Origin of the sequence: Gluconacetobacter diazotrophicus PA1 5, assembly GCF_000067045.1 — a bacterium.
Lineage (GTDB): Bacteria > Pseudomonadota > Alphaproteobacteria > Acetobacterales > Acetobacteraceae > Gluconacetobacter > Gluconacetobacter diazotrophicus.
Genome location: NC_010125.1, coordinates 342407 through 362222, shown reverse-complemented (window position 1 = coordinate 362222; position 19816 = coordinate 342407). Strand labels below are relative to the sequence as shown.

At 65.3% G+C, this 19816-nt stretch carries 19 protein-coding genes; 4 read left to right on the top strand and 15 right to left on the bottom strand.

Features of this window, described 5'->3' with window-relative positions; genetic code table 11:
* Nucleotides 1–7: 7 nt before the first annotated feature.
* From GDI_RS01655 to GDI_RS01645, 3 genes are read right to left on the bottom strand one after another with little or no spacing between them, the layout of a single operon-like run.
* Nucleotides 8–1405 carry a DHA2 family efflux MFS transporter permease subunit gene (locus GDI_RS01655; RefSeq protein WP_012222635.1) on the bottom strand — a complete coding sequence of 466 codons (1398 nt, stop codon included), beginning with the start codon at nucleotides 1403–1405 and terminating at the stop codon, nucleotides 8–10.
* The gene (locus tag GDI_RS01650; RefSeq protein WP_012222634.1) at nucleotides 1402–1959 is read right to left on the bottom strand and encodes a cysteine hydrolase family protein; all 558 of its coding nucleotides are present in this window, start codon (nucleotides 1957–1959) and stop codon (nucleotides 1402–1404) included. Before GDI_RS01650 ends, GDI_RS01655 begins: the two co-directional genes overlap by 4 nt.
* Before the next feature lie 18 nt (nucleotides 1960–1977).
* Nucleotides 1978–2430, bottom strand: a complete 453-nt coding sequence (locus tag GDI_RS01645) for a MarR family winged helix-turn-helix transcriptional regulator (protein ID WP_012222633.1) — start codon at nucleotides 2428–2430, stop codon at nucleotides 1978–1980.
* A 100-nt stretch (nucleotides 2431–2530) separates the two neighbouring features.
* Between GDI_RS01645 and tcuC the strand changes: the two genes are divergently transcribed.
* Entirely contained in the window at nucleotides 2531–3805 is a 1275-nt protein-coding gene (gene tcuC, locus GDI_RS01640) for a tricarballylate/proton symporter TcuC (protein WP_173363363.1), read from the top strand.
* A 38-nt stretch (nucleotides 3806–3843) separates the two neighbouring features.
* Here the strand turns inward: tcuC and GDI_RS01635 are convergent, their stop codons facing one another.
* From GDI_RS01635 to GDI_RS01605, 7 genes are all read right to left on the bottom strand, one after another.
* On the bottom strand, nucleotides 3844–5235 hold the full coding sequence (locus GDI_RS01635; RefSeq protein WP_012222631.1) for an NAD-dependent succinate-semialdehyde dehydrogenase: 1392 nt from the start codon (nucleotides 5233–5235) through the stop codon (nucleotides 3844–3846).
* 368 nt (nucleotides 5236–5603) lie between these two features.
* Nucleotides 5604–7031 (bottom strand): NAD(P)(+) transhydrogenase (Re/Si-specific) subunit beta, encoded by a 1428-nt coding sequence (locus GDI_RS01630; RefSeq protein WP_012222629.1) that lies wholly within the window; start codon nucleotides 7029–7031, stop codon nucleotides 5604–5606.
* Nucleotides 7028–7390, bottom strand: coding sequence for an NAD(P) transhydrogenase subunit alpha (locus tag GDI_RS01625; RefSeq protein WP_041249245.1), 363 nt, complete (start codon nucleotides 7388–7390; stop codon nucleotides 7028–7030). The genes GDI_RS01630 and GDI_RS01625 overlap by 4 nt, the downstream gene beginning before the upstream one ends.
* Entirely contained in the window at nucleotides 7381–8556 is a 1176-nt protein-coding gene (locus tag GDI_RS01620) for an NAD(P) transhydrogenase subunit alpha (protein ID WP_012222627.1), read from the bottom strand. The genes GDI_RS01625 and GDI_RS01620 overlap by 10 nt, the downstream gene beginning before the upstream one ends.
* Nucleotides 8557–8932: 376 nt before the next feature.
* Nucleotides 8933–10039, bottom strand: coding sequence for an NADH:flavin oxidoreductase/NADH oxidase (locus tag GDI_RS01615; RefSeq protein ID WP_012222626.1), 1107 nt, complete (start codon nucleotides 10037–10039; stop codon nucleotides 8933–8935).
* Between the two features lie 48 nt (nucleotides 10040–10087).
* Entirely contained in the window at nucleotides 10088–10897 is an 810-nt protein-coding gene (locus GDI_RS01610; protein ID WP_012222625.1) for a phosphate/phosphite/phosphonate ABC transporter substrate-binding protein, read from the bottom strand.
* Nucleotides 10894–11808 carry a fatty acid desaturase gene (locus GDI_RS01605; protein WP_012554288.1) on the bottom strand — a complete coding sequence of 305 codons (915 nt, stop codon included), beginning with the start codon at nucleotides 11806–11808 and terminating at the stop codon, nucleotides 10894–10896. Before GDI_RS01605 ends, GDI_RS01610 begins: the two co-directional genes overlap by 4 nt.
* 137 nt (nucleotides 11809–11945) lie before the next feature.
* Between GDI_RS01605 and GDI_RS01600 the strand changes: the two genes are divergently transcribed.
* Complete coding sequence (locus tag GDI_RS01600) at nucleotides 11946–12866, top strand: helix-turn-helix domain-containing protein (protein ID WP_012222621.1); 921 nt, start codon at nucleotides 11946–11948, stop codon at nucleotides 12864–12866.
* Complete coding sequence (locus GDI_RS01595) at nucleotides 12859–14154, top strand: MFS transporter (RefSeq protein WP_231854184.1); 1296 nt, start codon at nucleotides 12859–12861, stop codon at nucleotides 14152–14154. Before GDI_RS01600 ends, GDI_RS01595 begins: the two co-directional genes overlap by 8 nt.
* Before the next feature lie 427 nt (nucleotides 14155–14581).
* Here the strand turns inward: GDI_RS01595 and GDI_RS01590 are convergent, their stop codons facing one another.
* The 3 genes from GDI_RS01590 to GDI_RS01580 form a co-directional block, all read right to left on the bottom strand.
* The gene (locus tag GDI_RS01590; RefSeq protein ID WP_012222617.1) at nucleotides 14582–15835 is read right to left on the bottom strand and encodes an arsenic transporter; all 1254 of its coding nucleotides are present in this window, start codon (nucleotides 15833–15835) and stop codon (nucleotides 14582–14584) included.
* Entirely contained in the window at nucleotides 15832–17094 is a 1263-nt protein-coding gene (locus GDI_RS01585) for an MFS transporter (RefSeq protein ID WP_173363362.1), read from the bottom strand. Before GDI_RS01585 ends, GDI_RS01590 begins: the two co-directional genes overlap by 4 nt.
* A 264-nt stretch (nucleotides 17095–17358) precedes the next feature.
* Nucleotides 17359–17766: a VOC family protein gene (locus GDI_RS01580; protein ID WP_012554285.1), complete on the bottom strand. Its 408-nt coding sequence runs from the start codon at nucleotides 17764–17766 to the stop codon at nucleotides 17359–17361.
* A 226-nt stretch (nucleotides 17767–17992) separates the two neighbouring features.
* On the opposite strand from GDI_RS01580, the gene GDI_RS01575 reads away from it, so the two are divergent.
* Nucleotides 17993–18817, top strand: coding sequence for an IS5-like element ISGdi2 family transposase (locus GDI_RS01575; RefSeq protein ID WP_012553437.1), 825 nt, complete (start codon nucleotides 17993–17995; stop codon nucleotides 18815–18817).
* Nucleotides 18818–19125: 308 nt separating this feature from the next.
* Here the strand turns inward: GDI_RS01575 and GDI_RS01570 are convergent, their stop codons facing one another.
* On the bottom strand, nucleotides 19126–19509 hold the full coding sequence (locus GDI_RS01570) for a type II toxin-antitoxin system VapC family toxin (protein WP_012222609.1): 384 nt from the start codon (nucleotides 19507–19509) through the stop codon (nucleotides 19126–19128).
* Nucleotides 19506–19802, bottom strand: coding sequence for a type II toxin-antitoxin system Phd/YefM family antitoxin (locus GDI_RS18800; RefSeq protein ID WP_173363392.1), 297 nt, complete (start codon nucleotides 19800–19802; stop codon nucleotides 19506–19508). Before GDI_RS18800 ends, GDI_RS01570 begins: the two co-directional genes overlap by 4 nt.
* Between the last annotated feature and the right edge of the window lie 14 nt (nucleotides 19803–19816).

Here is a 19816-nt window from a genome sequence, read left to right as displayed (position 1 = left end):
GGGGCGATCACGGCGCGGGTCCGGCCCCGGGAAGCCGCCGGGGCAGCCGCAACGCCGCCAGGACCAGCAGCGCGTGCAGGATGCACAGCAGGCCGAACGACGCGGCAAAGGCGCCCGGAACCGTCGCCGCGCCGGCCGTGGCGGACAGGCGCCACCCCAGGAAGGTCGCGCACAGCGTCGTCAGCATCGGGCCGCCCAGGCGCTGGACGATGTTCATGGCGGTGGTGGCCATCGGCAGGTCCCGCCGCGCCACCGCGGCATAGCCCGAGGTCATGGACGGGATGCCGATGGCGCTGATGCCGATGCCCCGCAGGAACAGGCCGGGCGCCAGCACGGCGGCGGCGAACCCGTGGCGCGCCAGGACGATCAGCGGCAGCGTCCCGGCCAGGGCCAGCAGCGCGCCGCCGGCCGCCAGCCGGCGGATGCCGAAGCGTTTCGTCAGCCGACCCATGAACGGATAGGTGCACATCATGCCCAGCCCCAGCGGCGCCATCAGCCAGCCGGTCTGGCCGGGCGACAGCCCGCAGGCCCGGACCAGATAGATCGGAACCAGCATCTGCCCGGCATAGGAAATGCCGTTGAGCATGAACAGGGCGACGATCGCGGCGGAGAAGTTCCGGCCCCCGAACAGGCGCAAATCGATCAGCGCCGCGTCGCCCCGGGCCCGCGCCGCGCGGTAATAGAGCGCGAACAGGATGACGGAGACGGCCAGGGCCGCGCCGCCGGTCCGCGTGCACGCATGGTCCGAACCGTAGAGGAACAGGACCAGACCCGGCGACAGCAGGGCCAGCCCGGTCAGGTCGAGGCCGCGCGGCCGCGTGTCCTGCCGGTCGTCGGGCAGGACCGTCGCCGCCAGCGCCAGCGCCAGCCCCCCGACCGGCAGGTTCACGAGGAAGAGCCAGCGCCATGAGGCGAAATGCAGGATCGCGCCCGCGGCGACCGGCCCCAGCAGCGGCGCCAGCAGGATCGGCAGGGCGGCGATGCCGGCCACCTGCGCCATGTTCCGGCCGGCGACGCGGGCGACCATCATCTGCGCCATGGGGGCCAGCAGCCCGCCGGCCATGCCCTGCAGGACACGGAAGGCAACCAGCGACGGGGCCGACCAGGCCAGCCCGCACAGCCCCGAGGAAAGCGTGAAGGCCGCGAAGCACCACAGATAGAGCGCCCGGGCGCCGATGCGGTCCACCAGCCAGCCGTTCAGCGGCAGCGTCAGCGCCAGGGCGAGCAGATAGCCGCTCATCACCCACTGGATGGCCGGCAGGCCAGCATGCAGCTCCACGGCCAGCGGCGCCAGCGACACGTTGACGACCGTGGCGTCGAGCTGCGCCATGAACGACCCGATGGCGGCGACGCACACCACGCGCCACGCGCCGGGGGCGAGCCGGTCGGCCGGGGGTAGGTTCATCCGCGTTCGAGAAGGTCGATGACCTGCCGGGTGGACCCGGTCTCGCCCAGTCGCGGGAAGATCCGCTGGACGCTGTTGTCGTGCGCCTCGGGGCTGAGGTCGGTCATGGCGTCCAGCGCCAGGGTGACGTTGAGGCCCATCGCATGGGCCTCGCGCGCCGTCGATTCGACGCCGAGGCTGGTGGCGATGCCGGCCAGCACCACCTGGGTGACGCCGAGCGCCCGCAACTGCCGCGCAAGGTCGGTGCTGGCGAAGGCGCCCCATGTTGTCTTGGTCACGCGCAGGTCGCCGGGCTGGGCGTCCAGTTCGGGCACCAGGTCGGCCCAGTCCGGCGGCATGCCGTCCAGGCTGAAGCTGCGTTCCGTGCGGCCCGGCGCGCCGCCCGTCACGTTGACCAGCACCACCGGCAGGCCGCGCCGGCGGAACGCGGCGGCCAGCGCGGCGGCGGAGGCCACGATGCCCGCGACGGGATGGACGGTCGGAAAGCCGACGATGCCCTTCTGCAGGTCGATGACGACCAGGGCGGTCCTGGGGTCGAGAACGGTGAGGGTCATGGGAATGCCTTGCGCTTGTCAGGGATCGAGGAGGCGTTTGAGAAGATCGACGGCGGCGGCGAGCTGGTCCTGTTCCGGGGCCGTCAGCCTGGCCTGCACGGTACGGAACAGCCAGTCCTGCCGCGCCGCCCGACCGGCGCCGATCCAGTGCCGGAACCGGTCGGTCAGCGAGACGATGGTCTGTCGGCCGTCCGAAGGGTCGGGGGTGGCCGAAACGTGGCCGGCCGCCAGCAGGGCCGCGATGATGGCGCCCATCGATTGCGGCCGCATGGCCTCGGCCCGCGCCAGCGCGCTGCCGGTCATGGGTCCGTCGCGTTCCAGCCGCAGCAGGACCGATTTCTGGGCCGACGTCAGGTCGCCGGCATCGGCCTGCTCGCGCAATCGCCGGACCAGCGCGCCGAGGACGAGGCGCAGTTCGGCGGCCAGGGCGAAGGCCCGCGCGCTTTCGGAATCGGAAGGTTCGGACACCATCCGCCCGACATGGCATGTATGAAGGTAAACTGCAAAGTTATTCTACACACCCGCCGGGCCGGGGTGGACCGAAGGGATCGCGATGCGGCATTCATCGGCCATGACGACGCACCCCCCGACCGATATCCCGCGCATCAGGGCCGCCCTTCAGGTCGCCGCCGGCAACATGCTGGAGATGTACGACTTCATGGTGTTCGGCTATTACGCCGCCGCCATCGGCCAGGCCTTCTTTCCGTCCGGCAACGCCTATGCCGAGACGCTGAAATCCTTCGCGACCTTCGGCGCGGGCTTTTTGATGCGCCCGCTGGGCGCGCTGATCCTGGGCGCCTATGTGGACCGGATCGGGCGGCGGCGGGGCCTGCTGCTGACGCTGTTGCTGATGGCGATCGGCACGCTGACCCTGACCGTCACCCCCCGCTATGCCGCGATCGGCCTGGCCGCGCCGGTCATCGTGCTGTGCGGGCGGCTGCTGCAGGGGTTTTCGGCCGGCGTGGAACTGGGATCGACATCGGTCTACCTGGCGGAAATCGCGCGGCCCGCCCATCGCGGCTTCCTGGTCTCGCTGCAATCGGCATCGCAGCAGGTGGCGGTGATCGGCGCGGCGGCGATCGGGGTGGCGCTGGCGACGATGCTGCCCGACGCCACCATGCGGCAATGGGGCTGGCGGGTGCCGCTGCTGGCGGGCTGCCTGATCGTGCCGGTCCTGTTCGTCCTGCGCCGGCACCTGCGCGAGACCGCGGCCTTCGCCGCCCAGGCCGCCCCGCCCCACCTGCCCGAGGTGCTGGCCACCCTGCGCCGGGAATGGCGCGTGGTATCGACCGGCGTGATGATGGTGCTGATGACCACGATTTCGTTCTACGTCATCACGGCCTATACCCCGACCTTCGGCAGCGGCGTGCTGCATCTGTCGGGCCGCGACAGCCTGGCCGTCACGCTGTGCGTCGGTCTGTCGAACCTGCTGCTGCTGCCGGCCTTCGGCGCGGTGTCGGACCGGGTCGGACGGCGTCCGCTGCTGGCCGGCGCCACGATCGCCGCCATCCTGACCGCCTGGCCCGCGATGTCGTGGCTGGTCGCGTCCCCGTCCTTCGCCCACCTGCTGGCGGTGGAGATCTGGCTGTCGCTGATCTACAGCGCCTATAACGGCGCCGCCGTGGTGTACCTGACCGAGATCGTGCCGCCGCGCATCCGCACCACCGGCTTTTCGCTGGCCTATAGCTGCGCGACCTGCATCGGCGGCTTCACGCCGGCGCTGTGCACGTGGCTGATCCATGTGACGGACAGCCGCGCGGCGCCGGGGGCGGTGCTGTCCGCCGCCGCCCTGTGCGGACTGGCCGCCGCACTGGTCGCGCGGCCATTCCGGAAAACGGAGGGGTAGGCGCCCGCCCGAAGGCAGGCGCCCGCCCCCGCGGGCCGTCAGAACGGCGCATCGATGTCCACGACGTCGATCAGCTTGGCATTGACGAATTCCTTGATGCCCAGCCCGATCAGCTCGCGCCCGTAGCCGGAGCGCAGCACGCCGCCGAACGGCAGGTCGGCCTTCACCATCGTGGGATGGTTGACATAGACCATGCCGGTCTCGATCTGCGCGGCCACGGCCTCGCCGCGCGCTTCATCCCGGGTGAAGACCGAGCCGCCCAGGCCATAGGGCGAGTCGTTGGCGATGCGGATCGCATCCGCCTCGTCCTTCGCCCGGAACAGCAGGGTGACGGGGCCGAAGAATTCCTCGCGCCGGGCCGGATTGTCATGCGCGACGTCCGACAGGATCACCGGGCGGAAGAAGGCGCCCGCATTGGGCAACGGCAGCGGAATCTCCTCGGCCTTCGCCCCGGCGGCGACCGCCCCTTCGACCTGCTTCTTCAGGTCGTTGACCGCACCCTGCGACGACAGCGGCGCCAGCGTGGTGGACGGGTCCATCGGGTCGCCCATCTTCAGCTTCGCCACGCCTTCGCGATAGCCCTTGGCGAACGCGTCGTACACCTTGTCCACGACGATCATCCGCTTGGCCGAGACGCAGACCTGCCCGGCGTTCCAGTGGCGGCCGAACACGGCCCACTTGATCGTCTTTTCGAGGTCCGCGTCCTCCAGCACGATGAAGGCGTCCGACCCGCCCAGTTCCATGGTCGATTTCTTCAGCGCCGCCCCGGCACCGGATGCGACCTTGGCCCCCGCCCCTTCCGAACCGGTCAGCGCCACGCCGCGCACGCGGTGGTCGGCGATGATGCGCGAGACCTGGTCATGCGTGGGATAGAGGTTGCGGAACCCGCCCTTCGGCAGGCCGGCCTCGATCATCAGCCGGTCCATGGCCTCGGCGCATTGCGGCACGTTGGACGCGTGCTTCAGCACGACCGTGTTGCCGGCGGAAAGCTGCGGCGCGATGATGCGGGCCACCTGGTAGAACGGGAAGTTCCACGGCTCGACGGCCAGCAGGATGCCCAGCGGCTGGAAGATGATCCTGGCGCGGCCTTCGTCCTTGCTGGCGACCGGCAGGCTCTCCGGCGCCAGCAGCTTTTCCGCATTCTTGGCGTAATATTCGAAGATCGCGGCCGACAGTTCGGTTTCCGCGCGCGCTTCGGAAATCAGCTTGCCCATTTCCAGCGTCAGCAGGGCGGAATATTTCTCGCTGTCGCGGCGCAGGATGTCGGCGGCCTTCTGCATGACCTTCGCCCGTTCGGCGAACGAGGTTTCGCGCCAGGACAGGAACGCCGCGTGCGCCGCGTCCAGCGCGGCATCGACCTCGGAATCGGTCGAATTCGGGAATGTCTTGATCTGTTCGTTCGTAAACGGGTTAATCGTCGCGTAAGCCATTGAACTTGATCCTCTGATTGTCGGCCTTGCGCGCTGCGGCGGCGCGTGCCCGATCAGTTCTGGAAGTCCGGAGCGGACCGTCCCTCGACATGTCCGTTCCGCAGGTCGTCAAAGATCTTTTTTATGTCTTCAAGTTTCTCATCCTCTCCGACCGTGCGCCATCTCCCGAAAGATGAAGACGGCGCCTCGATCACGTCCCGTCGGCACCGGCGATCGAACCCGGGACCATGCCGGACGGCAGTCCCCGCGGAACGATCGTCCGCGCCGGGCAGCATAACCCATCGCCCATGAAAACGCGAACGAGGAACCGACAGTAATGCGCGCGCGATCGACGCCCCACACCGCATTTTGAACACATTCTGATGCAATCAGTTCGTTCCAAGTGCCTTCAATGACTCGACCATCTTGGTCAGTACGGCCTGTGCGTCACCATAGACCATCGACGTATTCTTCTCGAAGAACAGCGGATTCTGGACACCGGAATACCCGGCCCCCTGCCCGCGCTTGATGACGAACACCTGTTTCGCCTGGTCGGCGTTCAGGATCGGCATGCCGTAGAGGGGCGATGTCCTGTCCGTCCGCGCCGAAGGGTTGACGACATCGTTCGCGCCGATCACCAGCGCCACGTCGGTTGACGCGAAGCTGTCGTTGATGTCGTCCATGTCGAAGATCATGTCGTACGGCACATTGGCCTCGGCCAGCAGCACGTTCATGTGGCCGGGCATACGGCCGGCAACGGGATGGATCGCGAATTTCACGTCCACGCCGGCGGCTTGCAGCATCTTGACGAATTCATAGAGCTTCTGCTGCGCCTGGGCGACGGCAAGCCCGTAGCCGGGAATGATGATGACGCTGGACGCATAGCGCATCGACGTCGCCGCGTCGGCCGGATCGACCGACTTCATCTGCCCCTGCGGCCCCGCCGCCACCTGCGTGGCGGATGCCCCGAAATTGCTGAACAGGACATTGGCCAGCGACCGATTCATGGCCTTGGCCATCAGGACCGTCAGCAGCGTTCCCGCCGCCCCCACGACCATGCCGGCGATCATCAGCGCCGGATTGGCCATGACATAGCCTTCCAGCCCCACGGCCAGGCCGGTGAAGGTGTTGTAGAGCGAAATGACGACCGGCATGTCCGCGCCGCCGATCGGCACGGTCATGCACAGCCCGAAAAACAGCGCGCCGGCGAAGAACAGTTCGGCGTACAGCCCCGCCTGCTGCGATCCGGTGATCTGCGTCGCCACCACCAGGCCGCCCAGCAGGATCGTGGCGAAGAACACGATCGCATTGAACGCCTGCTGGCCGCCGAAACGGATGGGATTCTTCATGCGCCCGTCCAGCTTGGCCCATGCGACCAGCGAGCCGGTCAGCGACACGCAGCCGATCAGCGCGCCCGTGACCGTCACGCCGAAATGCAGGGCCGAGCCTTCCTGGTGCCGCAGCAGCGCCACGGCCGCCACCGCCGCCGCCGCGCCGCCCCCCATGCCGTTATAGAGCGCCACCATCTGCGGCATGGCCGTCATGGCGACGGTCCTGCCCTTCCAGGCGGCCCAGCTTCCGCCCAGGACCAATGCCAGGACCGCGAGCGCCAGGTTGGCCGGCAGATGCGGCCGAGCGGCACCCTGCACCCCGAAGACCTGCAGGAAGCAGAGCCCGACGACGAACGCCATGCCCCAGCCGGCCGTGACGATGCCCCGCACCGCCGTGACCGGGGACGACATGCCCTTCAGCCCGTATATGAACAGCATGGATGCGATCAGGCCGCTGAAGCCGACGACAGAATCGATCATGGTCATGATGCCGCCTTTTGGTCACCGGCGGGCTTCGATCCCGGCGGGGCGGTGGCCGGAGCGATGGCCGGGGCGATACTGGGGCGGAACATCGCCAGCATGCGGTCCGTCACCGCATAGCCGCCCACCACATTGCCCGCGCCCAGCAGCACGCCGAGGAAACCGATGACCTGCTCGGCCGTGTCGGTCGCGGAAAACAGCGCCGTCAGCGCGCCGACCACGACGATGCCATGGATGAAGTTGGACCCCGACATCAGCGGGGTATGCAGGATCGACGGCACGCGGCTGATGACGACATAGCCGGTGAAGGCCGCCAGCACGAAGATGTAGAGCGCGATGATGAACGTCATCGAGGTCATGAGCATGGCGCGTCTTCTTTCACCGCGAGGGCCGGCTTCACGGAAGGCGGGCCTTCCACGACCTGCCGCACCGCATCGTTGACGATCCTGCCGTCATGGGTCACGAGCGTCTTCGCGATGACCTCGTCCGTCATGTCCAGCGACAGCTTGCCGTCCCTGACGATCTGTTCCAGCAGGTTGAGGACGTTCTTCGCATACAGTTCGCTTGCCTGTTCGGCCAAGCGCGACGGCAGGTTGACAGGACCGATCAGGGTCGCCGGACCGGCCTGCACGGTTTCGCCGGCCCGGGTGCCCTCGCAATTGCCCCCGCCCTCGGCACCCAGGTCGACGATCACCGATCCGGGCTTCATCCTGGCGATCTGCCGGGCGTCGATCAGGCGCGGGGCCTGGCGGCCCGGCACGGCGGCCGTCGTGATGACCAGGTCGGATCGCGCGATGTGGTCGCTGAGAACGGCGCGCACCGTCGCCTTCTCCTCGGCGGTGAGTTCGCGCGCATAGCCGCCCTGACCCGTCGCATCCACGCCGGTTTCGACGAATTTCGCGCCCAGCGAGCGAGCCTCGTCCCGGGTCTCGGGCCGCACGTCGTAGCCTTCGGTCACCGCGCCCAGGCGGCGTGCCGTCGCCAGCGCCTGCAGGCCGGCCACGCCCAGGCCCATGACCAGCACCTGAGCCGCGCGGAGCGAGCCCACCGCCGTCGTCATCATCGGCAGGATTTTCGGCATCTGCACGGCGCCCAGCAGGACGGAATAATACCCCGCCAGCGTCGCCTGGCTGGACAGGGCATCCATGGCCTGCGCGCGGCTGATGCGCGGCACCTGCTCCATGGCGAAGGCCGTGATCCGCCCGTCGCGCAGGGCTTTGACCAGATCTGGATTGTTCCTGCCATATACGAAGGAAATCAGGATCGCGCCGGGCTTCATGGCCTGCACGTCCCCGGTTGCCGGCGGCTGGATGGCCAGAACGACATCCGCCGAACCGAGCAGCGCCTTCCGGTCGGGCTCGATCCGCACGTCCTTGTAGCTGGCGTCGGGATAGGATGACGGGACGCCCGCGCCCGCTTCCAGCGCCACATCGCATCCCAGCCGCCCGATACGGGCCGCGACGTCCGGGACCAGGGCGACGCGCCGTTCGTCCGCCCCCTTTTCCCTGATCGCTGCAATCTTAAGACTCATGACCAGTTCTCACATTGTATTGCATGCTGAATTCTGCTCTCTCGTCGCAGATATACTTGCATTACTATTTATTTTTCGTGAAAAGGTAATATGAGAGACTGATTTATTGATATCCGGACGACAAGACGATGACCATTGATCTGGATCATCGAATCGTCATTATGATATGCGCGCAATGCAGGTCAGCCGCGTCCTGCGCGAGTGACCAACGAATATTTCATGAACAGAAATATTGAGACACAATCTGGCTGGAATCGGAATGTCCGCCGCACCGGCCGGCAGGGTGCGGTCCGGGCGTCGGAAGCCGAAGGCGGCTTTCGCGCAGACCGTGGTCAGGGGGAATCACCTAACCACGTGAATCCGATGACTGACTACTCTAGCCCCTGGTCTTGAACAGGTCCTTGTGGACCCGGGGCTGGCAGCGCAGGTACTGGTCGGGAGCCTTCACCTGGGCGCCCAGATGCGCCGCCGCGTGCCACGGCCAGCGCGGGTCGTAGAGGATGGTCCGGGCCAGGGCGATCATGTCGGCGTCGCCGGTCGCGACGATCGCTTCCGCCTGCTCGAACCCCGTGATCAGGCCCACGGCGACCACCGGCATGGTCGTTTCCGCCTTCACCGCGCGGGCCAGCGGGACCTGGTAGCTGGGGTGGACCGGGATCTGCTGTTGGGGGCTGAGCCCGCCGCTGGACACATGGATGGCGTCGCAGCCCCGGGATTCCAGCGCTTTGGCCAGCGCGATCGTCTGTTCGACATCCCATCCGCCCGGCACCCAGTCGGTGCCGGAGACGCGGATCGTCACCGGGCCGTCGGGAAAGGCCTCGCGCACCGCGTCGAAGACCTCCAGCGGGAAGCGCAGCCGATTTTCCAGGCTGCCGCCATACGCATCGTCCCGCCGGTTGGAAAGCGGGGAGAGGAACTGGTGCAGCAGGTACCCATGCGCGCCGTGGACCTGTATGGCGTCCAGGCCAAGCCGGGCCGCCCGCCGGGCCGCCGCCGCGAACGCGTCGCGCACCCGCCGCAATCCGTCGATGTCCAGGGCCTGGGGCGCGTGGTCGCCTTCGGCGAACGGCACGGCGGACGGGGCCACGGTCTGCCAGGCGTTGGGCGAGCCCGGCGGCAGGTGCCGCCCGCCCTTCCACGGCAGGTCGGTCGAGGCCTTGCGCCCCGCATGCGCCAACTGGAGCGCGATGGGCATGTCGGACCACGGGCGGATGCCCTCGATCGTGCGGCGCAGGGCGGCCTCGGTCGCGTCGTCCCACAGGCCGATATCGGCATAGGTGATCCGCCCTTCCGGCAGGACGGAGGTCGCCTCGATCGTCAGCAGGCCCGCGCCGGACAGGGCCAGGCCGCCCAGATGGATCAGGTGCCAGTCCGTCATGCAGCCGTCCACGGCGGAATACTGGCACATCGGGGCCACGACGATCCGGTTGTCCAGCGACAGGCCGCCGAGTCTGATCGGTTCGAAGAGTTTCGGTCCGCTCATGGTTCGCTCCCCAGGTTATGGTCAGGGCTGCATTCTTCGTTCTTTTTTTCAGAAAAGAGAAGCGATCACCCGTTGCAGCACCTGCCCGGTTTCCGGGTCCAGCCGCCCCGACGCGATGAACGGCAGGCCGGGGCGTCGCGCGGTCCAGCCCACGGGGTGGATTTGGGCGGCGGCCGGTTCGTGCCGCAGGGCCAGGGCCCAGCTGCGGCAGTCGATGGCGGCGACATCCGCCCGCCCCTCGGCCACCGCGCGGATCGAATCGCGGTGCGCGCCCGTTTCCACGCGGGCGGAAAACAGGTCCGGCCCTGCCCCGGCCTGGTGCAGGTCGTCGCGCAGGGCGAGAAAGCCGGACAGCGAATGCGGCGCGTTATAGGCCAGCACCCGCCCCCGCAGGACGGCCAGCGGCAGGATCGCCCGCCCGTCGGGGGGCGGCGCCACCGCCGGGCCGGTCGCACGGCGGGCGACGACCGCGCTGGTATAGGATGTGCCGCTGCCGCCCGCGACGCCATCGTAGCGGCCGGGACCGATTACGGTAACGTGCGCGGCCAGGCCGTGGGCCATCGGGCCCCAGCAGGCCTGGGCGATCAGCAGCGCCGGATGCCGCCACAGCACATCCAGGTCCAGTTCCTTCGCCGGCAGGGTGGCGGGGTCGGGTGCCAGCAGCGTGCCGTCCGGCGCGCGGATGCCGCCGGGGACGGCGGGCATGTCGCCGTTGCGGCGCACCAGGCCGTCGGGCGCTGCGATCCCCGCCGCCCGCAGGTGGCCGCGCAGTTCCGCCCAGCGGCGATCGACCCGCGACCGTTCCTCGGGCCAGTCGTACATCGGCAGGGCGGCGATCAGCGTCACGGGCAGCGTCATGGGCCGGCGGCCCGGCGGGGCGGATGGGCTAGCGGTTCCTTGCGCCGCAGCAGGTAACGCCACGTGATGGCGCCGTAGCCGCGATAGACATACCCGCCATTCAGGCCGTGCCAGTGCTGCCGGTCCGCCCGGTACGCGGCGGGCAGCCGATACCAGGGCAGGTCCGGCCGCGCGTGATGGACGATGTGCAGGTTGTTGTACAGGAACACGGGGGCCAGCCAGGACCGTTCGACGATGACGGTCCGCCGTTCCGGGACATCGTGCCATTGATGTTCGCAATAGGTGCGGATACCGATCAGCGCCGCGCCGCCATAGGCCGGGCCGGCCAGGTAGAGCCAGAACGGCATGCCGAACACGCGCTCCACGATCCAGGCCACGGGAAGCAGCGACAGCGCATGGATCAGCCACGCCGCGCGCACGGCACCGTCACCCCGGCCGATCCGCCGCGCGTCGGCCGCGACGAAGCGGCCGAACCCCACCACCGGCCCCAGCACCAGCCGCCCGAGAAACAAATTGTTCAGGCCCAGCAGCCATCGCGCGGGCCAGGGCAGGCGCGCCAGCCGCGCGGGGTCGTGATAGTAGCTTTCCGGATCGTCGTCCGGGTCGGTCAGCGTGCCGTCGCGATGGTGCGCCAGGTGCGTCTCGCGATACCGCCGGAACGGATACAGCAGGCCGATCGGCAGGCCGACCAGGATTTCGTTCAGCCCGGCGGACGGTGTCGGATGCCGGTGCGTCGCCTCGTGCTGCAACGAGGAATGGAAGGCAATGGCCACGGCCAGCAGCGCCAGCCCCGCGACGGGACTGAAGCGATAGACGACCGTCCCCGCCGCCAGCCATGTGCCGTAGCACAGCAGGATGGCGAGGCAGGTCGGCCATTCGATCGCCGGCCGGGCGGAAACGTCCCGAATCATAAGCACATCCACCAAAATAACTATTTCTTGACGTGTAAATATGGAGTGCCCATAAAACAACGTTATATGTGGAAATTGGTGTTGACATTTGTCATATTCCACCAGTGCGTGTAGTTATTTATGAACGGGTTCGTGGAATGGACAAGCGCGTCATCGCCGGGATGTTCCGGGCCCGGCTGCTGACCCTGATCGACCGGTCGGGGCTGAACCGGTCCAGCTTCGCGGCCGAAATCGGGATCGACCGGTCGGCCCTGTCGCAATTGCTGTCGGACGATGCGGTGCGGCTGCCGCGCGCGGACACGCTGGCGCTGATTGCCGGCCGGCACGGCGTGACCGTGGACTGGCTGCTGGGCCTGACCGACGACGACCCGGCGCAGGCGCGGCCCGATGCAGGCACCGAGATGGTGGAAAACGGCCGCTATCACAACATTCCGCTGCTGACCCGCTGGCATGCCGAGGCCGCCGGCACCAAGATCCGGTCCGTGCCCCACCGGCTGCCCGACATCCTGCGCACACCGGCGATCGTGCGCTATGAATTGCGGAACGACGTGCGGACGGAGGACGGCCGGCAGGCCCAGGCGGCGGCCGAAATCGCCCGCGGCCTGGATTTCAAGCGCCGCCCCGGCACCGATATGGAAGTCTGCCTGTCGATCCAGGCGCTGGAGGCGCTGGGAGCAGGCGCCTTTCCGTGGGACGGGCTGGCCGCGTCCGTCCGGCGCGAGCAGTTCCGGCATATGGCCAGGATGGTGGATGCGGTTTATCCGTCGTTCAGGATTTTCCTGTTCGATGAACGAACCCTGCATTCCCTGCCTTATACGATCTTCGGCACGCAGCGTGTCGCGATTTATGGAGGCGACATGTATGTCGTGCTGAACGAACCGGAGGCGGTCATGCGCATGCAGCGCCATTTCGAGCACCTGATCCGCCATGCCGCGATCCAGCCCCATGACGTGGCGGCCTATCTGCGCGGCCTGGAGCGGCATATCGAAGCCGATGCCACCGAACCGTTCCTGGCCGTGCGGCCGGACCGGGCCGCCGGGGCGTGCCTGGGTGGCTGAGCGGTCCGGAGGCGCGGCGCCGCACTGGCTGGCGGCGATGCCGGGCGGGGCGGGCGCCGGGGTCGGGCGCCGGCGGGGGCCGACGCGGCTGGTGGTGCTGGGGCTGCTGATCGCGGCGGGGTGCGTCAGCTATATCGACCGCACGGCGCTGGCGGTGTCCACTGTGGAAATCGGTCGGGAATTCGGGCTGTCCTATACCGACCTGGGCCTGCTGCTGTCGTCCTTCGCGACCGTTTACATGCTGTGCCAGATTCCTGCCGGGCTGGTCGCCGACCGGGTACGCGCGCGGCGGCTGCTGCTGTTCAGCCTGCTGGTCTGGAGCGCCGCCCAGATCCTGTCGGCGTTCTCCACGGGCATGGGCGGGCTATTGGCTGCGCGCGGCCTGCTGGCCATCGGCGAGGCGCCGATCTTCCTGGCCGGGACGCGCGTGATCGCGCTGTGGTTCGACCGGGGCCGGCGGGCCATGCCGATCGGCCTGTTCAATGCGTCCTCCGCGCTGGGGCAGGTGCTGGCCCCCGCGCTGCTGGGCGGCATCGCCGTGCAGTTCGGCTGGCGCGCCATGTTCGGCGTCGTGGGCTGTACCAGCCTGGTCCTGGCCGTGATATGGGCGTGGGTCTATCGCGACCCGCGCACCGTGGCGGCGGGGCGGGGCGAGACGCGCCCCCGCCCACGATCGCCGAAGGAAATCCGCTTCCTGCTGTCGCATCGCAGCAGTTGGGCGCTGGCCGGCGGGTTCGTCGGCGTGGTCTATCTGCAATGGCTGTACGCGGCGTGGCTGCCGACCTACCTGCAGACGGCACGCCATGCCGCGGCGGCGCGGGCCGATTACCTGTCGTCCCTTCCGCAACTGGCCGGATTCCTCGGGGGGCTGGGCGGCGGCGTGGTGTCCGAGGTACTGGGCCGGATCGGCTGGCCCGCCGCGCGGGCCTGCCGCGTGCCGCTGGTCGCGGCGCTGTTCGTCGCAGCGGCCGCCACGATCCTGGCGCCGCTCTGCCCCGCGATGGTCCTGTCGCTGGTGGCCATGTCCGTCGCGCTGTTCGCCGCCGGCATCGCCATGACCTGCGGCTGGACGCTGGGCACGGTCCTGATCGACGACGGGTCGATCGCGACGCTGGAAGCCATCCAGAACATGGGCGGCTCGCTGGGCGGCGCCATCGCACCGGTCCTGACCGGCGCGATCACCCAGCGGACGGGGTCCTTCACCATGGCAATGGTGGTCGCCGGCTTGGTCGCGGCGCTGTCCGGAATCATCTACTGGGTGGGAACGGGCCGGCGTATCGAGGCATGAGCGCCGCTTGAAAATCGGCGGTTCCACCGTTCGCGAACACGGCGGCTTGCGACACCAGATCGACAGGTCAGGGGCTCGGCTACCAATCCCAGGGGAGGACGTCCCGCACGGACCGCTGTCAGCCGCCGTACACCCCGCCCCGTCATTCAAGCAGGGCAGTCCATTTCCCGGGTGTGGACACCGGTATGCATTCGTCGAATGGCCGAGTTGGCCGGGAAAGCGGAGTGTCCGCTATCGGCAATATAGTGGAGAGAAACTGACAGTAATGCATTCGAACTGGGCGAAGCCTCAACAGCCACTTTCTCCGTAGAACAAAAACCATTTAACAGACAGCAAGCGCATCTATTCATAGAGTTCGTCGGAAAATAAATTTTATCTACGGACAGCTCTGAGGCTGGCAGCAGCCTGCGAATATCGTCTAATCTGTTCACCCGATCAAAAGCCGGGCACCGAGTACCGTGAGGAGCGCAACGGGCATCGCCACGGCGCCAACCCTGAGAAATTGCAGAAACCCGATCTCTTCGCCTTCTCGACGGATCACCTGCAACCAGAGAATTGTGGCCAGAGATCCTGTCACGGAAAGGTTTGGGCCAAGATCCACGCCGATTAACAGGTTATCAACTACCAGTCGCGATACATGAGTCTGCGCCACTGTCTCACTGGCAATCAATCCAGCAGGCAGGTTGTTCATGATGTTGGAAATGAAGGCCAAAAGAGTGCCAGCTCCCCAAGCTGTGGCCACAAGGTCGGTATTGGCGGCGTGTTGAAGCAGGTGGTCAAGAACCCCGACCACCCCCGCACTTTCGACGGCGGCTACCAGAACGAACAGGCCGCCGACCAGCGGGAGAACACCCCATGAAATATCCCTCATGAGCGCAATCGGCGATCGTCGTGCCAGCGTCGATACGCCCAATGCTGTTCCAATACCGGCGAGCGCTGTTGGTAAGCCGAGAGGCAGATCAAAAGCGGACACTGTGACAAGCAAAAGCGCGGTCAGGGCGATGCCGACAAAAGCCGCTTTGCCGCCTAGTGTTAATGGGGTGGTCCCAACCTGGGAGATGCAGTCCTGACGCAAGTGTGACTGTTCCATGAGGCGCAAAACACCATAAGTCGTCACGATCGCCAGGAGCGACGGGAGCGCGAATGACCTTATCCATGATCCCAGCGCGGGGAGTGCGCCGTCATACAGAACCAGGTTCGCCGGATTGGAGACAGGCAGGACAAAGCTTGCCGCATTGGCAACGAGTGCACAGGCAAACAACAGCGGAAGAGGATCAGCTTTTGCCTTTTTTGCTGCCTCGAACACGGCTGGTGTCAGCACAACAGCCGTTGCGTCGTTGGACATGAACATCGTCACTACGACACCGGCCAGATAGACCAGTGTGAACAGCTTTGCCGTTGAACCTGCGGCATGATTGACCGCCCAGGTCGCGATCCAGTCGAACAGCCCGTTTGCACGGGCCGTTTCACTGAGCAGCATCATGCCGATCAGAAACAGATAGACGTCGCCGCCCTTCAGGAGGCCGGTCTCCGCCATGGTCAGGGGGATCAGCCCCGTAAGCACGAGGGCTGCCGCCCCTATGACGGCCCATACCCACTCCGGAACCCGGAACGGTTGGATTATGACACCGGCCGTCGCCAGAGCCGCGATTGCCCAGATCGCCTCTTGGTGAAAGGTCATGCCGACACCTGATCGGCAGAGCGTAGGATCGATGCCGAGCCTATCCAGAGCCCCAGTGACAAGATTGCAAAACAGCCCAGACTATAAAACGCCACCGGATATCCCAGATCTTCGGCAAGCCATCCTCCCAGAGCCGGAGAAAGGCTTGCTCCAATGCCCTGCGCCGTCATGACCACACCCTGTCCGATATTGATGCGTCCGGTTCCGTTCAGCAGTCTGGCCACCAGACCCGGCACGGCGACACTCTGAAGCCCCGCACCGATCCCATCGAGGATCTGCACCGGCCACACCCCCCAATGCTGGATGAAGCTTCCCGCGATCAAACCACGCAGCGGTAGGGCGGCAAACGATATCAGCAGGACGATCCAGTACCCACGGTTCCTGACGACACGTATGGCCAGCAGGCTCACGACGATCATCACAGCCTGTGCGACCATCACAGTCATCGCCGTGAACATGGCGGGATTACCTTTGCCTGCACTGACGACCGCCATGCCGTAGAGCGGGAGCATCGCGGCATTTCCGAGATGGAAGAAACACAAACAACTCGCCAGAATGAGAAGAGGCTTGTGTCGCAGAAAGGATCGTAGCCCCTCGGTCGTCCCCTCATCGTGAGCAGGTTCATCGTCCAGTCCGCGTGCAGCTTTATGATCTATGGATTTTTCCGGGATCAGGAGCACCGCAGAAATGGCGAACAGACCGAAGGCGACTTCAAGAAAGAAAATCGCTGAGAGGCCAAACTGCCAACCGAGCCAGCCAGACAGTCCGGCCCCGGCCATATTGCCGGCGTGGTTCCAGGCCTGATTACGGCCAATTTGTGTGTTGAAGCCTTTCTGGCGCACGATCCCGAGCGTTATGGCCGCCATCAGAGGACCAATCCCGGCTCCGGCCAGAGCGGTTGCAAGTTGACTGACCGTCACAACCGGCACCGCTTGCGAGCTTAGCAGAAGGAGTGACGCGGAAATCGTGCAGAGCGCTGCCACAATGACGAGCAACCGCTTTTTCGTCGTGTGATCAATCAGCGCGCCCGCGGGAATGGTGGCGAGCATTCCGGCAACGCCTCCCACGGTCATGACGGTTCCGATCGGTCCCGTCTGCCAGCCGTGACGCTGAAGAAAAACGCCCAGAAAGGGCCCTATCCCCGCTTGGACGTCCGCCATGAAGAAATTGAGAGCGCATAAGGCAAACAAGGCCCGATTGAGCCTCGGAATAGCGAGGGTTTTGCCAGTACAGGCTGCAGTGGTATGCGGCTGGGTCATCACGTTCTCTTCGTTAAGAAGCAAGCTTTAACTGCGTTCGATAGAATAAGTTACAAAACTATTTTTCCCGTGCTTTTTGTTGAATTTATTGAAGTTATTATCAATGTTCACTCTTCGGATAAAGTCGTTCAATCAGGAAAATGTCCGCTCTCGGAAAATGCTTTTCTACGCTTTTACGTCTTGAGTGAGGCGGTTGCTGCCTGTCTGATCCTGCATCATAGATCAGACAGGCAGTTCAGGTTACTCAGCCGCTCATGCCGGGCATTATTGTGGGTTTCCCGGATACGCTTCTACGGGCCGAACTGGCGTTAATGTCGTTATTTCGATGAAGTAGCCACCCTTCGCTCGAAAGTAGAAAGACCACGCGCCATGTGCGTCGCGTGGTGCCTGCACCTCCCAGCCGTCCTCGCTCAGGCGCTTATATAGAGCATCGACGTCCTCGCGAGACTTTTGGATGAAACCAATGTGCAGGATGTCGAATTGCTTGGGATAATCGAAGCCTTCGAGCTTGTTGTCGAAATGGTTGACGATCAGCACCAGCCCATCATTGTCCTGCATGATGGCCATCTTGGTTCCACGTACAACAAGATTGCGCAGGCCGAAATACTGTTCGAACATTGCGCGATCAGCCTCGGTATCGTGGCTGTAGAGGTTGATGTGGTTCAGCTTCATGACTGTGCCTTTCCGTTGGTGAGACGGACACGAGCCGGTCGCAACATGGACAACAACGACCGACCACGGACGAGGCCTGTCCTCGTCGTGTCCGGCCATGGCCAAGAGCGGTCTTACTCGCTCAAGCGTGACTGTCTCTGAAGAGACCACAGGTTGTCACCATACCTGCATCGCTGTCTTTTTAGAGCCTGTTTGGAAAGTCGCTGAAGTGTGATTCAAGCTCTGGATGTGGACGCCAGAGCAGAGAGGCCGCATGGCCAGGATTACCCGCAAGACGAAGCGTTATCCGTCTGATATGACGGAGGAGGAATGGGCGCGCATCGCGCCACTGATGCCCGAGCCGGGACGCACGGGGCGTCCGCGCGAGATCGAATTCCGCGAGGTGATCAACGCGGTTCGTTACCTGGTTCGATCCGGCTGCGGCTGGCGAATGCTGCCGATCCATTTCGGGCATTGGCGTACGGTCTATGGTTGGTTCAGGGAATTGGCCCGGCGGTTCCTGTTCCAGACCATTCATGATGTGGAACTGATGCTTGACCGGGAGCGCTCGGGCCGTGAAGCCAGCCCTTCGGCCGGAGTGATCGACAGCCAGAGCATCAAGGCGCCGCACGCGAAAACAAGAGGTTACGACGCTGGAAAGAAGATTGTCGGGCGCAAGCGGCATATCGCCGTGGATACGGACGGACGCCTGCTGATGGTCAACCTGACGCCGGCGGACATCTCCGACAGCGCCGGAGCGCAGATGATCCTGGACGCGATCCGCAAGCGCTGGCCGTGGGTCAAGCATCTATTCGCGGACGGTGCCTATGACCGGCTCCAGTTGATGGACAAGGCTGCCTACCTGGACTTCGTCGTCGAGGTGATCCGTCGCAGGGACGGAGCGAAAGGCTTTGAGGTTCTCCCCCGGCGCTGGGTCGTGGAGCGAACCTTCGGATGGATGACCCGATGGCGACGCCTCGTGCGCGATTACGAGCGTCGCATCGATGTCTCACAGGCCATGATCTTCGTCGCCATGGGCGCCAATCTCACCCGAAGAAACGCTCATCCATGACTTTCCAAACAGGCTCTTAGGCAAAATCGACTTTGCTGATACCAGCAGCAGCGGTCAAGCAGCATCTTCAGGCATGTCCGCTTCGTAGAAGCTTATTGAATGAAGAAAACGACCAAGAAGAGGGCGAAAGCCGCCAATCTCTTCTCTTTGGGTCCGCTTTCCTGGCACCCTTTCCCGAAAGCGGACCAACGATGCCTCGCATCGACCCACGTGTGCAAACGGTATGATCGCCTGAAAATTCGTGCTCACGCTGCCGAAAAACTGACGCGGCGCCCCTAGAAGGATTGAGGGAAAGCCCTATGGAACAATCATGAACAGCGGATTTTTTTAATAGGATAGCCATCCATCTGGCTGTCGTCCGACAGAAACAGTGCATGTTCACTCTGCGCCTGCGCCATCAGCAGGGGATCGAAGGGATCTCGATGGTGCATGGGGAGTTCCATCAGGACTTTCAGATGCTCAGGCTGGATCTGAAGAAGGGTAAAACCCTCTGCCGGGATGGCATCGAGGATTTCGTTCAGATCGGCATCCAGCTTGCCGATCCGGATCTTGATCGCGATCTCCCAGAGCGAGACGACGCTGACCAGAATATCGTGCGCCGGGTCTGCGATAATCTCCCCGGCCTGGGGCCCGAGTCTTTCAGAATCTGATAGCCACCAAAGCAGAGCATGCGTGTCGAGCAGGACCTTCACGACTCTCCATCCATGCTGTCGAGCACATCCTGTGGCGTCTGGTCAAAATCATCACGCAGCCTGATCCGCCCGCGCAATGCGCCGGGCTGGCGACGAGGACGACAGGATGGTGAAGGAGGACGTAATTCGGCCACCACTTCATCATGTGATGTCACCAGGATCGTGCTGCCCTGCCGGACCTGACGGAGATAGGTGGTCAGGTTCCCCCGGAGTTCCCGCACTCCGATTTTCAGCGGAGCAGGCCCGCCGCCAGAAAGCTGTTCACTCATATACCCCTCCCTATGTGTCATCATACCATGTACACACA

Bases quoted from the DNA above. Each gene is read 5' to 3' on its own strand.
- GDI_RS01655 (WP_012222635.1), bottom strand. From the start codon at position 1,405: ATGAACCTACCCCCGGCCGACCGGCTCGCCCCCGGCGCGTGGCGCGTG.
- GDI_RS01650 (WP_012222634.1), bottom strand. From the start codon at position 1,959: ATGACCCTCACCGTTCTCGACCCCAGGACCGCCCTGGTCGTCATCGAC.
- GDI_RS01645 (WP_012222633.1), bottom strand. From the start codon at position 2,430: ATGGTGTCCGAACCTTCCGATTCCGAAAGCGCGCGGGCCTTCGCCCTG.
- tcuC (WP_173363363.1), top strand. From the start codon at position 2,531: ATGACGACGCACCCCCCGACCGATATCCCGCGCATCAGGGCCGCCCTT.
- GDI_RS01635 (WP_012222631.1), bottom strand. From the start codon at position 5,235: ATGGCTTACGCGACGATTAACCCGTTTACGAACGAACAGATCAAGACA.
- GDI_RS01630 (WP_012222629.1), bottom strand. From the start codon at position 7,031: ATGACCATGATCGATTCTGTCGTCGGCTTCAGCGGCCTGATCGCATCC.
- GDI_RS01625 (WP_041249245.1), bottom strand. From the start codon at position 7,390: ATGCTCATGACCTCGATGACGTTCATCATCGCGCTCTACATCTTCGTG.
- GDI_RS01620 (WP_012222627.1), bottom strand. From the start codon at position 8,556: ATGAGTCTTAAGATTGCAGCGATCAGGGAAAAGGGGGCGGACGAACGG.
- GDI_RS01615 (WP_012222626.1), bottom strand. From the start codon at position 10,039: ATGAGCGGACCGAAACTCTTCGAACCGATCAGACTCGGCGGCCTGTCG.
- GDI_RS01610 (WP_012222625.1), bottom strand. From the start codon at position 10,897: ATGACGCTGCCCGTGACGCTGATCGCCGCCCTGCCGATGTACGACTGG.
- GDI_RS01605 (WP_012554288.1), bottom strand. From the start codon at position 11,808: ATGATTCGGGACGTTTCCGCCCGGCCGGCGATCGAATGGCCGACCTGC.
- GDI_RS01600 (WP_012222621.1), top strand. From the start codon at position 11,946: ATGGACAAGCGCGTCATCGCCGGGATGTTCCGGGCCCGGCTGCTGACC.
- GDI_RS01590 (WP_012222617.1), bottom strand. From the start codon at position 15,835: ATGACCTTTCACCAAGAGGCGATCTGGGCAATCGCGGCTCTGGCGACG.
- GDI_RS01585 (WP_173363362.1), bottom strand. From the start codon at position 17,094: ATGACCCAGCCGCATACCACTGCAGCCTGTACTGGCAAAACCCTCGCT.
- GDI_RS01580 (WP_012554285.1), bottom strand. From the start codon at position 17,766: ATGAAGCTGAACCACATCAACCTCTACAGCCACGATACCGAGGCTGAT.
- GDI_RS01575 (WP_012553437.1), top strand. From the start codon at position 17,993: ATGTGGACGCCAGAGCAGAGAGGCCGCATGGCCAGGATTACCCGCAAG.
- GDI_RS18800 (WP_173363392.1), bottom strand. From the start codon at position 19,802: ATGATGACACATAGGGAGGGGTATATGAGTGAACAGCTTTCTGGCGGC.